This is a genomic window from Pseudomonas sp. Leaf129 (genome assembly GCF_001423465.1).
Lineage (GTDB): Bacteria > Pseudomonadota > Gammaproteobacteria > Pseudomonadales > Pseudomonadaceae > Aquipseudomonas > Aquipseudomonas coleopterorum.
The window spans coordinates 41,891-60,305 of record NZ_LMOC01000008.1 but is presented as its reverse complement, the minus strand read 5'-3'; the positions used below and the strand labels follow the sequence as shown (position 1 = coordinate 60,305).

Annotated in this window: 14 protein-coding genes; 3 read left to right on the top strand and 11 right to left on the bottom strand. The window is 63.4% G+C overall.

Annotated elements, in window-relative coordinates; genetic code table 11:
• Window positions 1-169: 169 nt before the first annotated feature.
• From ASF66_RS14330 to ASF66_RS23275, 11 genes are all read right to left on the bottom strand, one after another.
• Window positions 170-2,935, bottom strand: a complete 2,766-nt coding sequence (locus ASF66_RS14330) for a hybrid sensor histidine kinase/response regulator (RefSeq protein ID WP_056844342.1) — start codon at window positions 2,933-2,935, stop codon at window positions 170-172.
• Window positions 2,936-3,025: 90 nt separating this feature from the next.
• Window positions 3,026-4,312 (bottom strand): phosphoribosylamine--glycine ligase, encoded by a 1,287-nt coding sequence (gene purD, locus ASF66_RS14325; protein ID WP_056844341.1) that lies wholly within the window; start codon window positions 4,310-4,312, stop codon window positions 3,026-3,028.
• Between the two features lie 159 nt (window positions 4,313-4,471).
• Window positions 4,472-6,079, bottom strand: a complete 1,608-nt coding sequence (gene purH, locus ASF66_RS14320) for a bifunctional phosphoribosylaminoimidazolecarboxamide formyltransferase/IMP cyclohydrolase (protein WP_049861978.1) — start codon at window positions 6,077-6,079, stop codon at window positions 4,472-4,474.
• Window positions 6,080-6,159: 80 nt separating this feature from the next.
• Complete coding sequence (gene fis / locus ASF66_RS14315; RefSeq protein WP_049861977.1) at window positions 6,160-6,480, bottom strand: DNA-binding transcriptional regulator Fis; 321 nt, start codon at window positions 6,478-6,480, stop codon at window positions 6,160-6,162.
• Entirely contained in the window at window positions 6,477-7,490 is a 1,014-nt protein-coding gene (gene dusB, locus ASF66_RS14310) for a tRNA dihydrouridine synthase DusB (RefSeq protein ID WP_056844340.1), read from the bottom strand. Before dusB ends, fis begins: the two co-directional genes overlap by 4 nt.
• Before the next feature lie 167 nt (window positions 7,491-7,657).
• The gene (locus ASF66_RS14305) at window positions 7,658-8,758 is read right to left on the bottom strand and encodes a DUF3426 domain-containing protein (protein WP_056844339.1); all 1,101 of its coding nucleotides are present in this window, start codon (window positions 8,756-8,758) and stop codon (window positions 7,658-7,660) included.
• A gap of 41 nt (window positions 8,759-8,799) precedes the next feature.
• A complete protein-coding gene (gene prmA, locus ASF66_RS14300) occupies window positions 8,800-9,678 on the bottom strand; it encodes a 50S ribosomal protein L11 methyltransferase (RefSeq protein ID WP_056844338.1) in 879 nt (292 codons plus the stop codon).
• Window positions 9,679-9,824: 146 nt separating this feature from the next.
• A complete protein-coding gene (gene accC / locus ASF66_RS14295) occupies window positions 9,825-11,171 on the bottom strand; it encodes an acetyl-CoA carboxylase biotin carboxylase subunit (protein WP_049861973.1) in 1,347 nt (448 codons plus the stop codon).
• 17 nt (window positions 11,172-11,188) lie between these two features.
• Entirely contained in the window at window positions 11,189-11,644 is a 456-nt protein-coding gene (gene accB, locus ASF66_RS14290; protein WP_049861972.1) for an acetyl-CoA carboxylase biotin carboxyl carrier protein, read from the bottom strand.
• Window positions 11,645-12,031: 387 nt separating this feature from the next.
• Window positions 12,032-13,813, bottom strand: coding sequence for a protein-disulfide reductase DsbD (locus tag ASF66_RS14285; RefSeq protein WP_056844337.1), 1,782 nt, complete (start codon window positions 13,811-13,813; stop codon window positions 12,032-12,034).
• A 143-nt stretch (window positions 13,814-13,956) separates the two neighbouring features.
• The gene (locus ASF66_RS23275; protein ID WP_442962781.1) at window positions 13,957-15,000 is read right to left on the bottom strand and encodes a methyl-accepting chemotaxis protein; all 1,044 of its coding nucleotides are present in this window, start codon (window positions 14,998-15,000) and stop codon (window positions 13,957-13,959) included.
• 1,185 nt (window positions 15,001-16,185) lie between these two features.
• On the opposite strand from ASF66_RS23275, the gene ASF66_RS14275 reads away from it, so the two are divergent.
• The 3 genes from ASF66_RS14275 to ASF66_RS14265 all read left to right on the top strand — a co-directional run bounded on the left by ASF66_RS14275 (window position 16,186) and on the right by ASF66_RS14265 (window position 18,383).
• Entirely contained in the window at window positions 16,186-17,256 is a 1,071-nt protein-coding gene (locus ASF66_RS14275; RefSeq protein WP_056844335.1) for a DUF2333 family protein, read from the top strand.
• A gap of 4 nt (window positions 17,257-17,260) precedes the next feature.
• Window positions 17,261-17,803, top strand: a complete 543-nt coding sequence (locus ASF66_RS14270) for an NUDIX hydrolase (RefSeq protein ID WP_056844334.1) — start codon at window positions 17,261-17,263, stop codon at window positions 17,801-17,803.
• 208 nt (window positions 17,804-18,011) lie between these two features.
• Window positions 18,012-18,383 (top strand): translation initiation factor Sui1, encoded by a 372-nt coding sequence (locus ASF66_RS14265; RefSeq protein ID WP_049862097.1) that lies wholly within the window; start codon window positions 18,012-18,014, stop codon window positions 18,381-18,383.
• The last annotated feature ends 32 nt before the right edge of the window (window positions 18,384-18,415 follow it).

The following is an 18,415-nucleotide window of genomic DNA, read 5'->3' as shown; positions in this document are numbered from 1 at the left end:
TCAACCGCTGCCACCCTGCGCATTCCCTGACACACCGCGCACACTGCCGCCGAACGACCCACCCCTGTAGCAGCGGCGCAAGCCGCGTCCGGCCATACCGCGCACTGCCTGACACACCGCGTATACAGCTGACGCGGCTCGCGCCGCTGCTACAGGGGCAGGTGCAGGATCAGAGGGTTTTCAAAGGCGGCACGATGGCCTCGCGCTGGGCCGCCCAGTGCTCGACCAATTCGCGCAGCTGCGACATTTCGATCGGCTTGGCCATATGTCCGTCCATGCCGGCCTGGCGCGCCTGATCCTTGTGCTCGCTGAGGATGTGTGCGGTCAGCGCCACCACCGGCGTACGCACGCGCTGGTTGCCCATTTCCCACGCACGCAGCTGACGGGTGGCAGAAAAGCCATCGAGGATCGGCATTTCACAGTCCATCAGCACCAGGTCGTAGCGCTGGGCCTTCATCGCTCGCAAGGCTTCCTCGCCATTGCTGGCGGTGTCCGGATGCAGGTTGAGCTTGCCGAGCATGCCGCGGATCACCTTGGTGGAAATGTTGTTGTCCTCGGCGACCAGGATGCGAAAGTCGCTGGGCAGGTCGATCGGCGGCAGGTGAGCGGCGGCAGGCGGCGGTGCCTCGATGTCACCGCGATGGCTGAGCTCGTCGGCCAGGGTGGTCTTGAGCGTATAGCCGGCCACGGGCTTGGCCAGGATGCGTTTGATCCCGGCATTGCGCGCGACGATCTTGCTCGGCGCGTTGCTGATGCCAGTGAGCATGATTAGCAGAATATCGTGGTTCAGGCTTGGATCTTCCTTGATCTTCGCGGCCAGCTGCATGCCGGTCATGCCAGGCATATTCTGGTCCAGCAGGACCACATCGAAATAGTCACGCAAATGCGCCTTGGTGCGCAGCAGGGCCAAGGCTTCCTTGCCTGACGGCACCGAGCTGACGTTCAGGCCCCAGGCGCTGCACTGCTGCACGAGCACCTTACGGCAGGTTTCGTTGTCGTCGACCACCAGCACCCGTGCGTTCTTGAGCGGCAGATCGAGGTCCGAGCAGGGCTGTTCGAGTCGCTGCGGATCCAGCGGCAGGGTCAGCCACAGGGTACTGCCATGCTCGCTGCCGCTCTTGATGCCGAAATCCCCCTTCATCAACAGCACCAGTTGACGGGCGATCACCAGCCCCAGATGCCCGCTCAGGCGGTTGCCGTCGAGCAGGTTGGTGCTGCGCAGCTCGGTGTGCAGCAGCGCTTCGCGTTCGGCGCTCGGCATCGGTTCGCCGCTGTCCTGTACGGCGATGCGCAGGCGGGGTGTGGCACTGCGCTGGTCGAGCGCCACTACCAGCAGGATCTCACCCTGGTCGGTCTTCTTCAGGGCGTTGTCCAACAGGCTCAGCAGCGCTTGGCGCAGGCGGGTAGGGTCACCGCTGATGACCCGCGGCACCTGCGGCTGGGTGAAGCTGATCAGTTCGATGTTCTGCTGCTCAGCCTTGGCGCGGAAGATGTTCAGGCAGTCTTCGATCAACGCGTGCAGGTCGAACTGCACATCGTCGAGCTCGATCTGTCCGGATTCGATCTTGGAAATATCCAGGATCTCGTTGATCAGACCGAGCAGCTCGTTGCCGGCACTGTGGATAGTCTGTACATAGTCGCGTTGCTTGACCGACAGCGGCGTGCCCAGCAACAGCTCGGTCATGCCCAGTACGCCGTTCATGGGTGTACGAATCTCGTGGCTGAGCTTGGCCAGAAATTCTGCCTTGGCGTTGATCTCGGCTGTGCTGGCCGCCAGTTGCCGGCTGGCGCTGTAGCGATCCTCACTGATGCTGCGCAGACGCTGGGTCAGGGCGGCATTGAGGATCACTCCGCCGACCATGGCGAATCCGAGCAAGGTAAAGATCAGCCATTGCGAAGGTGTGCGGGTCAGGCCGAGAAGCGCTGGCAGGACCACCAGGCAGCCCAGGTTGCACACCAGCAGACCCAGGCAGAACGTGCGTGCCGGGCGGTAGCCTTGCAGCCAGTGCCAGGCGCCGATCATCAGCATGGTCAGGCTGGTCAGAGCCAGCAGGCCGTAGGCGAAGAAGTTGAATGGCAGGCCGTCGACGAACAGCAGCAGCAACCCGCAAAGGGCAATCAGCGCCACTTCGGCCTTGATGATGGTGTTGGAGCGCTGGTGTTGGCGCACGGCAAAGAAGCGCAGGCAGAACAGCAGCCCGGTCACCGATGCCAGCAGCAGCGCACTGTAGGCAGCCGGCGTGCGCGCCCCCGGCCAGAGCGAAACCCAGGGTCCGGTGAAGTTGAACAGGATCAGCGCCGATGCCAGCAGGCATGCCTGGGAGCAGGCCAGCCACAGGCTGCTGCTGGAGCGCCGATGGGCGAAGCACATCAGGTTGTGCAGGATGAGCATGGCGACACAGCCCAACAGCAGACCGAACAGCAATGGCTCACGTTGGTCGGCGGCAGCCGCGGAAGACGATTGCAGCACGATGCTGGGACGAATCTGGTGTTCCGAAGCGATGCGCAGATAGACGTCCAGAGGCTTCTGGCTCACCGGCAGGGTCAGCAGATGATCACTGCTGGCCAGCGGGGCTTCAGTATTGACATCGGTGTCCGAGGAGGCGCGTCTGATGAGCGCGTCGGCATCGAGCACGTAGAAATCCAGCGCCTTGAGATCGGGGCAGAAAATCCGCAGCAACAATTCCTGGTCGCTCGGCGGCAGGCGGTAGTGCAGCCACAGCGCGCCGTTAGGTCCGGCGGCGTTGACCTGGCGCAGTTGCACGGGGGAGAACTGGTTCTGGAAGCGTTCGGAGCGCACGTCGCCCAACTGCAGCCGGCCATCCTCGTCCATCAGCATCGACCAGCCGCCCGCCGACTCTGCGTGAGCACCGAGCATACAGAGCAGGGCCAGCAGGCCCGCGGTGAATCCTATGGCAGTCCTGAGCCAGCGCAAGGCGAAATCCCTTCGTAGATGAATGCCTGATTATAGCCGTGTGCGCCGTGAAACGTGTGTCGAGGGCGTCACGCCCTCGACGTTCACCGTTTACTCGCCGTTTTCGCGAGCAATGGCCCGGTAGCCGATGTCACGACGATAGAAGCAGCCCGACCAGTCGATCTTGGCTGCCAGCGCATAGGCCTGCCGTTGGGCGGCGCCGACGCTCTCACCCAGTGCCGTGGCGCACAACACGCGGCCGCCTGCCGTGACGACTTGGCCATCCTTGAGCGCGGTGCCCGCATGGAACACCTTGCCCGGCTCGTTCGCCGCTGCATCCAGGCCACCGATCACATCGCCTTTGCCGTAGTCGCCTGGGTAGCCACCGGCCGCCAGCACGATGCCGACGCTTGGTCGCGGATCCCACTGCGCTTCGATCTTGTCCAGCGCCTGAGCGAAGGCCGCTTCGATCAGCAGAATAAGGCTCGACTGCAGGCGCAGCATGACCGGCTGGGTTTCCGGGTCACCGAAGCGGCAGTTGAACTCGATGACCTTGGGGTTGCCGGCCTTGTCGATCATCAGACCGGCATACAGGAAGCCTGTGTAGACATTGCCTTCTTCGGCCATGCCACGCACGGTGGGCCAGATCACCTGGTCCATGACCCGCTGGTGAACCTCGGCAGTCACCACCGGGGCAGGGGAGTAGGCACCCATGCCACCGGTGTTCGGGCCGCTGTCGCCGTCGCCGACCCGCTTGTGGTCCTGGCTGGTGGCCATGGGCAGCACGTTCTTGCCGTCGACCATGACGATGAAACTGGCTTCCTCGCCATCGAGAAACTCTTCGATGACCACGCGCGAGCCGGCATCACCGAAGGCATTGCCGGCGAGCATGTCGCGCACGGCGTCTTCGGCTTCTTGCAGGGTCATGGCGACGATCACACCCTTGCCAGCGGCCAGGCCATCGGCCTTGATCACGATCGGCGCGCCTTTTTCACGCAGATAGGCCAGGGCCGGCTCGATCTCGGTGAAGTTCTGGTAGTCGGCGGTGGGAATCTTGTGCCGCGCCAGGAAATCCTTGGTGAACGCCTTCGAGCCTTCGAGCTGGGCTGCGCCTGCGGTCGGACCGAAACAATCCAGGTTGCGCGAGCGGAACAGATCGACGACGCCGGCCACCAGCGGCACTTCCGGGCCGACGATGGTCAGGGACACGTTCTGTTCGGCGAAGTCGGCCAGTTGCTCCAGTGCCAGCACGTCGATAGCGACGTTCTCGCACTTGGCTTCGATAGCGGTACCGGCGTTGCCCGGCGCTACGAAGACTTTCTCGACCCGTGGGTCCTGGGCGACTTTCCAGGCCAGCGCATGTTCGCGCCCGCCGCTGCCAATGATCAATACGTTCATGGTTCAAAACCTCGGTAAAGCGGAATGCTTGTCGGAAACGTAGGTGCGAGCTCCTGTGGGAGCGGGGCGGGCGGCTGAGCCCTCTGCCCTCGAAAAGGTCACCACAGACTTCTTCGCGGGCAGAGCCCGCTCCCACAAGGGGCTGCGGCCGTCGCCAAGTTAGTGGCGGAAGTGGCGCATGCCGGTGAAAACCATCGCGATCCCGGCTTCATCGGCCGCCGCAATCACCTCGGCATCACGCATCGAACCGCCCGGCTGGATCACCGCGGTGATTCCCACCTTGGCCGCGTTGTCCAGGCCATCGCGGAACGGGAAGAACGCGTCCGAGGCCATCACAGAACCCTGTACCTGCAACCCGGCGTGTTCAGCCTTGATTGCCGCGATGCGCGCCGAGTTCACCCGGCTCATCTGGCCGGCACCGACACCGATGGTCTGGCGATTCTTGGCGTACACGATCGCGTTGGACTTGACGTACTTGGCCACTTTCCAGGCAAAGATCAGGTCATGGATTTCCTGCTCGCTCGGCGCTCGGCGGGTCACCACCTTCAGATCATCGGCGCCGATCATGCCGATGTCGCGGCTTTGCACCAGCAGGCCGCCGTTCACTCGCTTGTAGTCCCAGGCGTCGGCCCGCTCGGCCGACCACTGTCCACAGGCCAGCAGGCGCACGTTGGCCTTGGCCGCGACGATGGCGCGGGCTTCTTCACTGACGCTCGGGGCAATGATCACCTCGACGAACTGACGCTCGACGATGGCCTTGGCCGTGGCTGCATCCAGTTCACGGTTGAAGGCGATGATGCCGCCGAAGGCCGATTCGGTGTCGGTGGCGTAGGCCAGCTCATAGGCCTGGCGGATACCGCCTTCGGCCTCCGGGCACACGGCCACGCCGCACGGGTTGGCATGCTTGACGATGACGCAGGCCGGCTTGACGAAGCTCTTCACGCATTCCAGCGCGGCGTCGGTATCGGCCACGTTGTTGTAGGACAGTTCCTTGCCTTGCAGCTGGGTCGCGGTGGCGATGCCCACTTCGGCCGGCTGGGCCTCGACGTAGAACGCCGCTTTCTGGTGCGGGTTCTCGCCGTAGCGCATTTCCTGGGCCTTGACGAACTGGCTGTTGAAAGTGCGCGGGAATTCGCCGCGGCCTTCGGTGCTCAGGGTCTCGCCAGCCTGGTCGATGGTGCCCATGTAGTTGGCGATCATGCCATCGTACGCGGCGGTATGCTCGAAGGCCTTGAGCATCAGGTCAAAGCGCTGCGCGTAGGTCAGGCCACCGGCTTTCAGGCTTTCCAGCACCTGTGCGTAGTCACTGGCGTTGACCACGATGGCCACGTCCTTGTGGTTCTTCGCGGCCGAACGGACCATGGTCGGTCCGCCGATGTCGATGTTCTCGATGGCGGTGGGCAGGTCGCAGCCGGGCTTGGAAATCGTGGCCTGGAAGGGATAGAGGTTGACCGCGACCAGATCGATCGGCTTGATGCCGTGTTCGGCCATGATGGCGTCGTCGGTACCGCGACGGCCGAGGATGCCGCCGTGGATCTTCGGATGCAGGGTTTTCACGCGGCCGTCCATCATCTCGGCAAAGCCGGTGTAGTCGGCCACTTCCACAGCGGCCACGGCGTTGTCGCGCAGCAGCTTGAAGGTACCGCCGGTGGACAGGATCTCGACGCCAAGGGCTTCCAGTTCGCGGGCGAATTCAACGATCCCGGTCTTGTCGGAAACGCTGATCAAGGCGCGGCGGATCGGCAGGCGGGTGGTCTGGTCGGTCATCACGATTTCCATCTTCAAAGCGTAGAAGTCAACAAAAAAGGCGAACCGCTGGGTCGCCTTTTCTGGTTTGAATGCTTCGGTTACAGCAGGTCGTATTGCTTGAGTTTCTTGCGCAGGGTGCCGCGGTTCAGGCCCAGCATTTCACTGGCCTTGGTCTGGTTGCCCTTGACGTGGTTCATGACGCTTTCGAGCAAGGGAGCTTCGACTTCGGACAGCACCAGGTTGTACACGTCCGTGACGGAGGCGCCTTCGAGGTGCGCAAAGTAGTTGTGCAACGCCTTCTCGACACTGCCGCGCAGGGTCTGGCCCTCTTCGCTGGGCGTGTTCAGATGCTGCTTCAGGTTTACGTTGTCGCTCACAGGCGTTGTTCCACTCACTAAAGTCTCGCTCATCATCGTCATGCGGCCACCTCTTTCGCGTCCCTTTCACCAAGGCTTCTATGGCGTTCGCCGAAGAACTCGCGAACGTTGGCGCATTGCTCTTGCGTCTCTTGCAGCCCATTGAAATGGCTGCGAAATTCCCGCCCGCCCGGCTGCGTACACAGGTACCAGCCAACATGCTTGCGGGCGATGCGCACGCCCATCACCTCGCCATAGAAGGCGTGCAGGGCCTGCAAATGTTCCAGCAGAATGCTTTCCACTTCACTCAACTGCGGTGCCGGCAGCAGTTCACCGGTGCGCAGGTAATGCTCGATTTCCCGGAAGATCCACGGTCGACCCTGCGCCGCGCGCCCTATCAGCAGGCCGTCGGCACCGGTCGCCTGCAATACCTGCCGGGCTTTGTGCGGTGAATCGATGTCGCCATTGGCAAAAACCGGGATCGACACCGCCTGCTTGATCGCGGCGATGGTGTCGTATTCGGCTTCGCCGGTGTACAGGTCGGCGCGTGTGCGACCGTGCACCGCCAACGCGGCGATGCCCGATTGCTCGGCAATCTTTGCAACGCTGATGCCATTACGGTTGGAACGGTCCCAACCCGTACGAATCTTCAGGGTGACCGGCACATCCACAGCCCCCACCACCGCCTCCAGAATCTGCGCCACCAGCGCTTCATCCTTGAGCAAGGCAGACCCCGCTGCCTTGTTGCACACCTTTTTCGCCGGACAGCCCATGTTGATGTCGATGATCTGCGCCCCGGCCTCGACGTTGGCCCGTGCCGCCTCGGCCAGCATCTGCGCGTCCCCGCCGGCGATCTGCACCGAGCGCGGCTCGGGATCACCTTCGTGGATCATGCGCAGCCGCGACTTGCGGCTGTTCCACAGGCTCATGTCGCTGGTGACCATCTCCGACACCACCAGGCCTGCGCCCAGGCGCTTGCACAACTGACGAAAGGGCTGATCGGTAACCCCGGCCATGGGGGCCAGGACCAGCGAATTGTTCAAGGTATATGGGCCGATGCGTACCGCCGACATAGGACTTCCCTGTTGTGGGGCCGGATCATGAGAGTTCGAAAAAGGGTTGGCATAATACCCGCTCTCGATGACGGGTTAAAGATCGATTTGGATAAAATCTGAACAGTTATCTGCCCCCGCGGACAGGTTTGGACGGGCGGAGTGCGCCCCTCCACCGAAGCATCCGGCTATTCGGGCGAGCGGAAACTCAGGCTGTAATTGACCGCTGCTGGGCCTGGGTCGAGGATGTCCAGGGCAATGTGGATAGGCGTCTGCGGGGGCATCTCGGCCTTGCCGGCCAACTCGCCGTTGAGGTATTCGCTGGGCTTGAAGCGACGGCTGGCGATCAGTTGGCCGTTGAGGTCGGCGAAGCGCAGTTCAAGCAGGGGAAAGGGCTGCACAAACGCGGCGCGATTGTAGATGATTGCATCCACCACCAGCGCTCCGGCGAAGTCGGGGTGGCTGCGCACCACCAGGTTGCTGCTTTTTATCAGGGCAATATCGACCTTGGCCGGTACGCTGCAGCCTATTACGGGGCACAGTTCCTGGAACAGGGGGCGATACTGATCCTGTCGAGCCAGCTCGGCGAAGTGGTAGACCACGTATTGCACGCCCAGGCCCAAGGCGGCTACGATCGCCAGGCCCAACCACATCAAGCGTTTGCCCCAGTGCGGGCGAGGCTTCTCCCAGGCCAGTTGCATCGGCTCGTCGAGCAGGTCGGCCAGGTCGTCGTCATCACGCACGGCCGGTTCGCTGCGGTCGGCTTGCGCCTTGCGCGGCGAGTTGAAGGCGCTCACGGGTGGCTCGTCCCGGTCGTGTTCGTCCAGCGCCGACAGCCGGCCGTGGCCGTTCAGGGACGGTTCATTGTCGATGTGCGTGTCGTCGAGGTCTGCGCGGCGTGAAAGCGACGGTTCGGTCCGGCTCGCAGGCGCTACTGCTTCGTCGTCATCCAGTGCAGGTTGCCGCTCGATGATCGGCGGCAAGGCTGGCGAATCCACCTCGGCATCGTCCCGGCGCGCGCTCAGGCTGTCCACTCGGGGGGCGTCACCCAGTTCGAGCTGGTCCAGGTCGATGTCACCGTTGCTCCACGGCCGCGGCGCCAGCTCAGGCGGCCTGGGGAGGTTGGCCGGGGTCAGGGTTGCGCTCTGTTCGAGCAACTGCCGGGCGGCGTTGAAGACCTGCAGGCAGGAGCCACAACGAACCACGCCACGTGCCACACTCAGCTGGCTGTGGTTGACGCGGAAGCTGCTCTGGCAATGCGGGCACTGGGTGACGAAACTTTCGCTCATGCGCAGGTCCTGGGAGGGCAGGGGAACATGCTGGTCGGGGCTCAGCGGCGACGGCCGCTGATGCGTACCCAGCCATCACGGTTGGCGATCGGGTCCAGCTCGAAGTCCTGGGCGTAGGCGGCGGCGACTTCCTCACCCTGCTCGGCGAGGATGCCGGACAACGCCAGCAGGCCGCCAGGCCGGACCAGCCCGCTGAGCTGGGGTGCGAGGCTGACCAGCGGCCCGGCAAGGATGTTGGCCACCAGCACGTCCGCCTGCTGCGCAGGCAAGTCGGCAGGCAGATACACCGGGAAGCGGTCGTCGGCAATGCCGTTGCGCTGGGCGTTGTCGCGCGAAGCCTCCAGGGCCTGCACGTCGATGTCGGTGCCGACCGCCTGCTGCGCACCCAGCAGCAGTGCAGCGATCGCCAGGATGCCCGAGCCGCAGCCGAAGTCCAGCACCTGAGTGTTCTGCAATTGCTGACCGTCCAGCCACTCCAGGCACAGGGCCGTGGTGGGGTGGGTGCCGGTGCCGAACGCCAGGCCCGGGTCCAGCAGCAAGTTGACGGCGCCAGGCTCCGGGGCTTCGTGCCAGCTGGGTACGATCCACAAGCGGCGGCCGAAGCGCATGGGCTGGAAATTGTCCATCCAGCTGCGTTCCCAGTCCTGGTCCTCGATCACCTCGGCGTGATGCTCGGGCAGCGTCGTGCCGGTCAGCAACTGCAAGTGGGCAAATACTGCGTCGGCGTCGGTGTCGGCTTCGAACAGCGCCAGCAAGTGGGTGTGCGACCACAGCGGTGTGGTGTTGAGTTCAGGTTCGAAGATCGGCTGGTCTTCGGCGTCCATGAACGTGACGGACACGGCACCGACTTCCAGCAGCGCATCTTCATAGGTTTCGGCTTGTTCTGGGCTGATGGCCAGACGGACTTGCAGCCAAGGCATGGCAGGCACCTTCGATCTAAACGGGGGGCGCAGCAGGGTCGCTGCGACAAGCGCGCCAGTTTACGCGAGGAGGCGCGTCAGGACCAAAAAAACCCGGCTCGAAAGCCGGGTCCTTTTCACATGACAACGTCACATAGACTACCGAATCACTTCTGGCTGGCCAGTTTGTGTTCCAGGTAGTGAATGTTGATGCCGCCTTTGCAGAAACCTTCATCGCGCACCAGGTCACGGTGCAGTGGGATGTTGGTCTTGATGCCGTCCACGATGATCTCGTCCAGCGCATTGCGCATACGGGCCAGGGCCTCGTCGCGATCCTTGCCCCAAGTGATCAGCTTGCCGATCAGCGAGTCGTAGTTCGGCGGTACCGCATAGCCACTGTACAGGTGCGAGTCGACGCGAACGCCGTTGCCACCCGGTGCGTGGAAATGCTTGACGGTGCCGGGGCTGGGGATGAAGTTCTTCGGGTCTTCGGCGTTGATCCGGCACTCCAGGGAGTGACCGCGAATAACCACGTCATCCTGGGTGAACGACAACTTGTTGCCTGCGGCGATGCTGAGCATCTCCTTGACGATGTCGATACCCGTGACCATCTCCGATACCGGGTGCTCCACCTGAACGCGTGTGTTCATCTCGATGAAGTAGAAACGACCGTTCTCGTACAGGAACTCGAAAGTGCCAGCACCGCGGTAGCCGATCTCGATGCACGCCTTGACGCAGCGAGCCAGAACTTCCTCGCGAGCGGCCTCGTCGATGCCCGGTGCCGGTGCTTCTTCCAGTACCTTCTGGTGACGGCGCTGCAGCGAGCAGTCGCGGTCGCCCAGGTGAATTGCTTGGCCCTGGCCATCGGACAGCACCTGAACTTCCACATGACGTGGATTGGTCAGGAATTTTTCCAGGTACACCATCGGGTTGCCGAACGCGGCACCGGCTTCGGTGCGGGTCAGCTTGGCCGAGGCGATCAGGTCTTCTTCCTTGTGCACCACACGCATGCCGCGACCACCGCCGCCGCCAGCGGCCTTGATGATCACCGGGTAGCCGACTTCACGGCCAATGCGCAGGGCTTCTTCCTCGTCTTCCGGCAGCGGGCCATCGGAGCCGGGTACCGTCGGTACGCCAGCGGCGATCATCGCGTGCTTGGCCGAAACCTTGTCGCCCATCAGGCGGATGGTGTCGGCAGTCGGGCCGATGAAGGCAAAACCGGATTTCTCGACCTGCTCGGCAAAGTCCGCGTTCTCGGCGAGAAAGCCATAGCCTGGGTGAATGGCGGTGGCGCCAGTCACTTCGGCAGCGGCGATGATTGCCGGGATGTGCAGATAGGACAGGTTGGCAGGCGCCGGACCGATGCAGACCGACTCGTCAGCCAAGCCGAGGTGCATCAGCTCCTTGTCGGCCTTGGAGTAGACGGCAACGGTCTTGATGCCCAGCTCTTTGCAGGCACGCAGGATCCGCAAGGCGATTTCGCCGCGGTTGGCGATCAGAACTTTTTCCAACATCGCAGGCTCTCCGCTGGTCAAACGATGGTGAACAGCGGCTGGTCGTACTCAACCGGCTGACCGTCTTCTACCAGGATCGATTCGATCACACCGCTGGTTTCAGCTTCGATGTGGTTCATCATTTTCATTGCTTCGACGATGCACAGGGTATCGCCCTTCTTCACGGTCTGGCCCACTTCGACGAATGCCGGCGACGCTGGCGACGCCTTGCGGTAGAAGGTGCCGACCATTGGCGAGCGAGCCACGGTGCCGTTCAACTTGGCAGCAGCGGGTTCGGCGGCTGCGGCAGCAGGTGCGGCGGCCACGGGCGCGGCGGCAGGGGCTGCCATCGGCGCGGGCGCATAGTACTGCTGGGCCGGGGTCTTGCTGTGACGGCTGATCCGTACGGATTCTTCGCCTTCCTTGATTTCCAGCTCGTCGATGCCGGACTCTTCCAGCAGCTCGATCAGTTTCTTGACTTTACGAATATCCATTAATCATCAACTCCCAAGGGTCGGTCAGGGGCGTTCAGTAGGTGTTCTATGCCAAGCGCCTTTCAAAGAAGGCTGCGAACACTCATGTGCCGTTGAAAAGGGCCGAGTGACGGCGAAAATTCTTGAACGTGCCGGTGAAAAATACGCACGTCGAACAGTGGGATGCTCATCGACAGCGGCGCGTCACGTCGGTGGTGACATCCGCCGGCAAAAGCTGTCGGATCATGTCCATTCTCAGTGACCTCTCACCGTCGGGTTCACACGCGGAGCGGGCGAACTATGCCGGAAAGCCCAGGCGTCTGTCCAGTTAAGCGCAATAGCCCGCACGTTGTCCGATGTTTGCGCAAAATTTGTGACTCGCTTGTCGATTTCGGTCACTGCCGACGATCATTCATCGCCCGATGACGGTATTTTCCCGACGAACCCTGCCGCATCGATTTCGCCAACCACCCGCGAGGCGACCTGTTCGATGCCGTTGGCGTCGAAGAACAGCAAGGCCGGTGGCCCGAACAGCTTGAAGCGATCGAGCAGGGCGCGCTGTTCGGCATTGCTCTGGGTGATGTCCAGGCGCACCTTGCGATACCCCGCCAGCCGCGCGATGACCTGCGGATCGGTCAGTACTTCATGCTCGATGACCTTGCAGCTGATGCACCAGTCCGCGTACCAGTCCAGTACCAGCGGCTGACCAGCGGCCTTGGCCTGTTGCAGGGCCAGCTCGAAGCCTTCGCCGGTGGTGACCGTCTGCCACGCATCGGCTGTTGTACTCGGCAGGGCAGGATTCGAAGCGCTGACGGTAGGACGTGCCAGCGGCTGGAAAGGATCGGATTGGCCGCTCAGGGCGCCGTGCCAGCAAGCCAGGGCATAGAACACGAAGCCCAGCCCCAGCACCTGTTGCAAGCGTTGCCGCGCCGGTTTCACCACCCACTCCAGCGCACCCATGAACACACCGACACCGGCGGCCAGCAGACCGATCAACAGCAGGGTCACACTGCCTGGCAATACCCGGGCGAGCAGGGCGATCGCCAGGCCCAGCAGCAACACGCCGATGGCATTCTTGACGGTCACCAGCCACGGGCCGCTCTTGGGCAGCCAGGCCGCGCCGCCGGTGGCGACCAACAGCAGCGGCGCGCCCATGCCCAGGCCCAGGGCGAAGAGTTTCAAACCGCCTCCCAAGGCATCGCCGCTGGCGCTGATATAGAGCAGTGCCCCGGCCAGCGGCGCCGATACGCACGGTGACACCAACAGGCTCGACACCACGCCCAGCACCGCGGCGCCCCACAGCGAGCCGCCCTTGGCATTGCCGGCCACGCGATCGAGGCGCTGGCTCACGGCCGCTGGCAGCTTGAGCTCGAACAAACCGAACATGGCCAGGGCGAAAATCACGAAGAACAGGGCGAAGGGCACCAGCACCCAGACCGACTGCAAGCGTGCCTGCAGATTGAGTTCGGCGCCGAACTTGCCCATCAGCGCACCCAGCAAGGCGAAACAGACTGCCATGGGCAGCACATAGGCGAGCGACAGACTGAGGCCGCGCCACCCGCCGACCTGCCCGCGCAGGACCACACCGGACAGGATCGGCAGCATGGGCAACACGCAGGGTGTGAAGGTCAGGCCGATGCCGGCGAGAAAGAACAACGCCAGTTCATGCCATTGCCAGCCACCGTCGACAGGCGTCTGGCTGGCCACCGGAGCGGCCTGCCCGATGCCCGCCACGGACAGGCGCTGGGTCTCCGGCGGATAGCACAAGCCCTTGTCGGCACAGCCCTGGAAGGTCACCGCCAGGGTGAAGGCCCGCAGATCACCGCTGGGGCGAGGAATGTGCACATCGAGAATGCCGTGGTACACCTCGACATCGCCGAAGTACTCGTCATGTTTCGCCTCGCCAGGCGGCAGTTGTGCCGTTCCCAACGCGATGTCGGCGGGTTCGGCCTTGAATTCGAAGCGGTGGCGATAGAGGTAATAGCCTTCGGCGATGACGAAGCGCAGGGTGATGTCTTGCGCCGACGACTGCACTTGTTCGAGCTGGAACGCCTGGCCGACCGGAAGGAAGTCGGCGCTGTTGTTCAGCGATGCGCCTCCCAGGGTGGCGCTGGGCCGTGTGTCGAGCAGGCCGGAAGCCGCGACGGGCAGTGCGAAAACCAACAACAGGAGGCAGAGCAGGCGGCGCATGACGTTTCTCGAACAGCAACTGAGCGCGCATCATACTGGAGCCGTGCGGTACTGCCGAATCGGCAGGGGGCAATTTCATGTAACAGGATGGGTCGCCCGGATAGGGTCGCACGGACAGGGTCGCCTGGACAGGGTCGCCCGCGCTAGACCCTGAACGCCTGCACCGCCGTGCGCAGCTCGCCCCCCAGTTGCAACAGGTGCTCGCCTTGAGCCCGTCCCTGGTCAATGAGTTGCAGGTTGTCTTCACCCAGGCCATGAATGCGCTCGCCGTGCTCGCGAATCTCGCCTACCGCGCCACTTTGCTGTGCAGTCGAGTCGGCGATGCGCACGGCGCTGTCGGAGATGGTCTGGATCGCCGTGACGATCTGCGCCAGCGCGCCGTCCGCCGCCTCGGCCTGACTCGCCGTGGCCTGGGCATGAACCACCTGCGCGCGGATACCCTGCACGGAATCGCGCGCAACCGTCTGCAGGCCGGCAATCAAGGTCTGAATCTGATGGGTCGCCCCGGTGGTGCGCGACGCCAGCGAACGCACCTCTTCGGCCACCACCGCGAAACCGCGACCCATTTCGCCGGCGCGGGCCGCTTCGATCGCGGCATTGAGGGCGAGCAGGTTGGTCTGGTCGGCGATCGAGCGAATCACGGTCAGCACTTCGCCGATGGTGGCCGATTCCTCGGCGAGCTGTTCGATCATCTGCGCGTTGCCCTGCACCTCACCCACCAGCGCATGCAGTCCTCTCAGGCTCTGCCCGATGACCTGCTGGCCATGCTCCACCGCATCACCCGCCAGGCGGCTGGCCGCCGCAGCCTGACTGGCATCACCGGCCACTTGGCCGATGGTCGCTTCCAGCTCGCCCAGTGCATCGCGAATCTGCGCAGTGTCGCCAGCCTGGCGCAGCGCCCCTTGATGCAGGCCACCACTGAGCTGCGCCAGTTGATGGCTGCTCCCGGCCACCTGCTCGGCGTTCTGGCGAATGGTGCCGACCAACTCGACCAGATACAGGCGCAGGCGATTGAGGGACGCTTCAATGGCCTGCAATTCATGGTTGGTCCGGCCTAGGGTAATGGGCCGGGCAAAGTCGCCCTCGGCCCAGGTCGACAGGGCCGGATCCAGGCGCGTCAGCACGCCGGCGAGGCGCCGCTGCAAGACGTCGATAAGCAGTGCGATCAACAGAATCAGGCCGATCATGGCACCTTGCAGAAGCCGTACTTCGCTCTGGATTCGAGCGTGCTGGCTGCGTACGCCGGGTTCCAGCGCTCCCAGGCCCTGCTGGACCGCGCCGATGCGTTGCTGCGCGGCCTCGGCCAGCTCGGTCCGACGCTGGATCAGTTCACGGGTGCGGCTCAATTCGGCCGGGTACCGCGTCAACAGGCTGGCCAGCTCGCGCTTGAGGTCCACGCCGTCGTCCTGAGTGGCCGTGGTGTTCTCATTCTGCAAACCCATCAATGAAGCGAAATCATCGGCACTCGACGCGCTGGTGCTGGAAACCCCCAGCAGCGGCAAGCCTTGCAAGGTGGTGGCTTGGGTCCTGATGCCGGCCAGTTCGCGCTCCACGTCGGCGGCCAGCTCACTGCGTCCGCTGCTGACCATCTTCTCCCGCGCCAGGGTCAGCTTGGCCAATTGCTGGCTGGCGCTCAGCAGCGCTGCCTGATAAGCGCTGTCACCCTGTGCATACCGGGCCAGCTGTTCCAGCGTGCCGCCCAGTTCGCGTTCGGCCTGCACCAGCAGGGCCTGAGGGTCGCCCGCCAGCTTGCCGGCCGCCAGCAGTTGCTCGGCAGTGAACGTCATCAGCGCATCCACTTCCTGCAGCAGGGGGCCGGTGAGCTCTGCCGGCAGCCCGGTGATGCCCTCGCGCAGGCGGGTCAAGGCTTGGGTGGCTTCGGCATGGCGCAACGCATCGCCGCTGTTCAGGTAATCCTGGACATTGCGCACGACCTCATCCTGAAACTGCCGAGACAGTTGCAGGTAGCGCTCCATCAGCAGGTAAGGCTGTTCCAGCGCCCTTTGCGACCACCACAGGGTCGCCGCCAGTGCAGTGCACACGGCGACCAGCAACAATGTGTTCAGATTGGTGAGCAGTTTCAGGCGCATAGGGCACTACCAACAGCGAAATGGTCAGTGCGTGAAGGTATGGCCGATCTGTTACAGGCTCGTGACGTAGGCGTTAAAAAGATGGCACATGGCTTTCATTGTCGATCGGCACTTGGACCTGGCCTGACACATCCGGATGCCTTTGCCGCGGCTGCAGCCGGGTTGCGCATCCTTTATAGTGCCGTTGCGCTATCTCACCCGGAAAACTTTCCCCGAGCGAGGCACGTTAGGCGGGTGGCGAGGTCAGAACCCATGAATTCCGCGATAGAAAGGACATAAGCCATGCTGGACTGGAAGAATCGTGCGGGCACAGGCGATGCGCGCGAGCGTGCCGACACCAGTGGCAGAACGCGCAGCTCTGTGAAAAGCCTGTTGCTGAGCAAGGCGCTACTGGGCGCACTGGCTGTCTATCTGGTCGTGACCCTGTTGCTGGGTTGGTACTGGAGTGAAGAGCCCGAACTGTTCCCGGTGCAGCAGAATGCCCAAGCCGCCGCCCAGCGTGACGGACGTCAGATGGTAGTGGGCTATACCACGGTGGAAACCCTCAAGACTGTGGCATCGACGTTGCTGAACAAGCCCGGTGGCTACATTTCCAACGACCGTTTTCCACCCGGCCTGTGGATGGACAACATGCCCAGCTGGGAATACGGCGTGCTGGTACAGGTGCGTGACCTGAGCCGCGCGCTGCGCAAGGACTTCGCCCGTTCGCAGTCGCAGTCGGCCGAAGACGGCGATCTGGCGCGTGCCGAGCCGCGTTTCAACTTCGACAACAAGAGCTGGGTGCTGCCCTCCAGCGAATCGGAGTTTCAGGAAGGCATCAACCTGCTGACGCGCTACCAGAATCGTCTGTCTGATCCGAGCCAGACCAACGCGCTGTTCTACACCCGCGCCGACAACCTGAACAACTGGCTGGGCGATGTCGGTACCCGTCTGGGTTCGCTGTCGCAACGGCTGTCGGCCAGCGTTGGTCGCGTCAAACTGAACACGACCCTCAAGACCGAAAGCGTGATCGCTGGTCAGGCACCGCAGGTGGACGAGGAAATCGTCGAAACCCCGTGGATGCAGATCGATAACGTCTTCTATGAAGCCCGCGGTCAGGCCTGGGCGCTGTCGCACCTGCTGCGCGCCATCGAAGTCGATTTCGCCGACGTGCTGGCCAAGAAGAACGCAACCGTGAGCGTACGCCAGATCATCCGCGAGCTGGAAGCTTCCCAGGCACCGGTCTGGAGCCCGATGATTCTCAACGGCAGCGGTTTCGGCATGTGGGCCAACCACTCGCTGGTCATGGCCAACTACATCTCGCGGGCCAACGCTGCAGTGATCGACCTGCGCCAGCTGCTGTCGCAGGGCTGAGAACATGCCGATCTCGACCCAGGAGGTCGAACATCGCGCAGCGTCCGATGCCGAGTCGATCGCCTGGGTCGATGAGTCCGACCGCCTGCTGGGAACCCTGCCCAGGGCCGAGCTCCGTGAACGTGGGCTGATCGGTCGCGGGACCTATATCCTTCTGTTCAACAGCGAGGGCGAGCTGTGCGTTCATCGCCGCACGTTGAGCAAGGCGATCTATCCAGGTTACTGGGACGTGGCTGCCGGTGGCATGGTGCAGGGCGACGAAACCTATGCCGAATCGGCCGCACGCGAGCTTGAAGAGGAACTGGGCGTGAGCGGTGTCGAGTTGACCGCCCACGAGCAGTTTTTCTTCGACCAGCCGGGCAACCGCGTGTGGTGCGCGGTGTTCTCGGCCGTCTGGGATGGACCGCTGGAGCTGCAACCCGAAGAGGTCCTCGAGGCGCGCTTCATGCCTGTACAGCAGGCCCTCGACGAGAGCGCCACGGAACCGTATTGCCCCGACTCGGTGGCGGCGTTGCTGCGTTACCTGGCTTGCCGCGACAACGCCTGACAGCAGCCGTACCGCACCGAGCCCCGAGCGCGCCTGTTCCACGTGGGAGCGGTCACCGGCCGCAAAGAAAACACCGCGCAGCCCCTGACACCCCGCACTCTTCCATGAAATCCGCACAACCTCGGCAATTGCTTCCTTCAGGCCCTTAGCACACACCCCGTTTCCCGCTAAACTGCGCGGCCTGATCCACTTCACATGAGGCATGCCGGTGGCCAAGAAAGCCGCATCCTTCGCCGCCCTGGGCGGCCTGGTGTTCTCTACCGACAGCGGTCGGCATTGTCCCGACTGCCGTCAGCCCATCGACGCCTGTACCTGCAAGCAAGCGGCCGTGCCCGAAGGCGACGGCATCGCTCGCGTGCGGCGGGAAAGCAAAGGGCGTGGCGGCAAGACCGTGACCACCATCACCGGCGTGCCGCTGCCAGCCGATGCCCTCAAGGAATTGGCGACCACCCTCAAGCGCCGCTGCGGCACGGGTGGCGCGCTCAAAGAGGGTGTCATCGAGATCCAGGGCGATCACGTCGAGCTGCTGCTTGCCGAGCTGGTCAAGCAGGGCTTCAAGGCCCGCAAATCCGGTGGCTGAGCCACACGCCTTGTAAACTTGAGGTACTCGCC

Coding starts and splice junctions, on each gene's coding strand:
- ASF66_RS14270 (WP_056844334.1), top strand. CDS start 17,261: ATGCCGATCTCGACCCAGGAGGTCGAACATCGCGCAGCGTCCGATGCC.
- ASF66_RS14305 (WP_056844339.1), bottom strand. CDS start 8,758: ATGAGCGAAAGTTTCGTCACCCAGTGCCCGCATTGCCAGAGCAGCTTC.
- purD (WP_056844341.1), bottom strand. CDS start 4,312: ATGAACGTATTGATCATTGGCAGCGGCGGGCGCGAACATGCGCTGGCC.
- ASF66_RS14275 (WP_056844335.1), top strand. CDS start 16,186: ATGCTGGACTGGAAGAATCGTGCGGGCACAGGCGATGCGCGCGAGCGT.
- fis (WP_049861977.1), bottom strand. CDS start 6,480: ATGACGATGATGAGCGAGACTTTAGTGAGTGGAACAACGCCTGTGAGC.
- accB (WP_049861972.1), bottom strand. CDS start 11,644: ATGGATATTCGTAAAGTCAAGAAACTGATCGAGCTGCTGGAAGAGTCC.
- prmA (WP_056844338.1), bottom strand. CDS start 9,678: ATGCCTTGGCTGCAAGTCCGTCTGGCCATCAGCCCAGAACAAGCCGAA.
- ASF66_RS23275 (WP_442962781.1), bottom strand. CDS start 15,000: ATGATCGGCCTGATTCTGTTGATCGCACTGCTTATCGACGTCTTGCAG.
- ASF66_RS14285 (WP_056844337.1), bottom strand. CDS start 13,813: ATGCGCCGCCTGCTCTGCCTCCTGTTGTTGGTTTTCGCACTGCCCGTC.
- purH (WP_049861978.1), bottom strand. CDS start 6,079: ATGACCGACCAGACCACCCGCCTGCCGATCCGCCGCGCCTTGATCAGC.
- dusB (WP_056844340.1), bottom strand. CDS start 7,490: ATGTCGGCGGTACGCATCGGCCCATATACCTTGAACAATTCGCTGGTC.
- accC (WP_049861973.1), bottom strand. CDS start 11,171: ATGTTGGAAAAAGTTCTGATCGCCAACCGCGGCGAAATCGCCTTGCGG.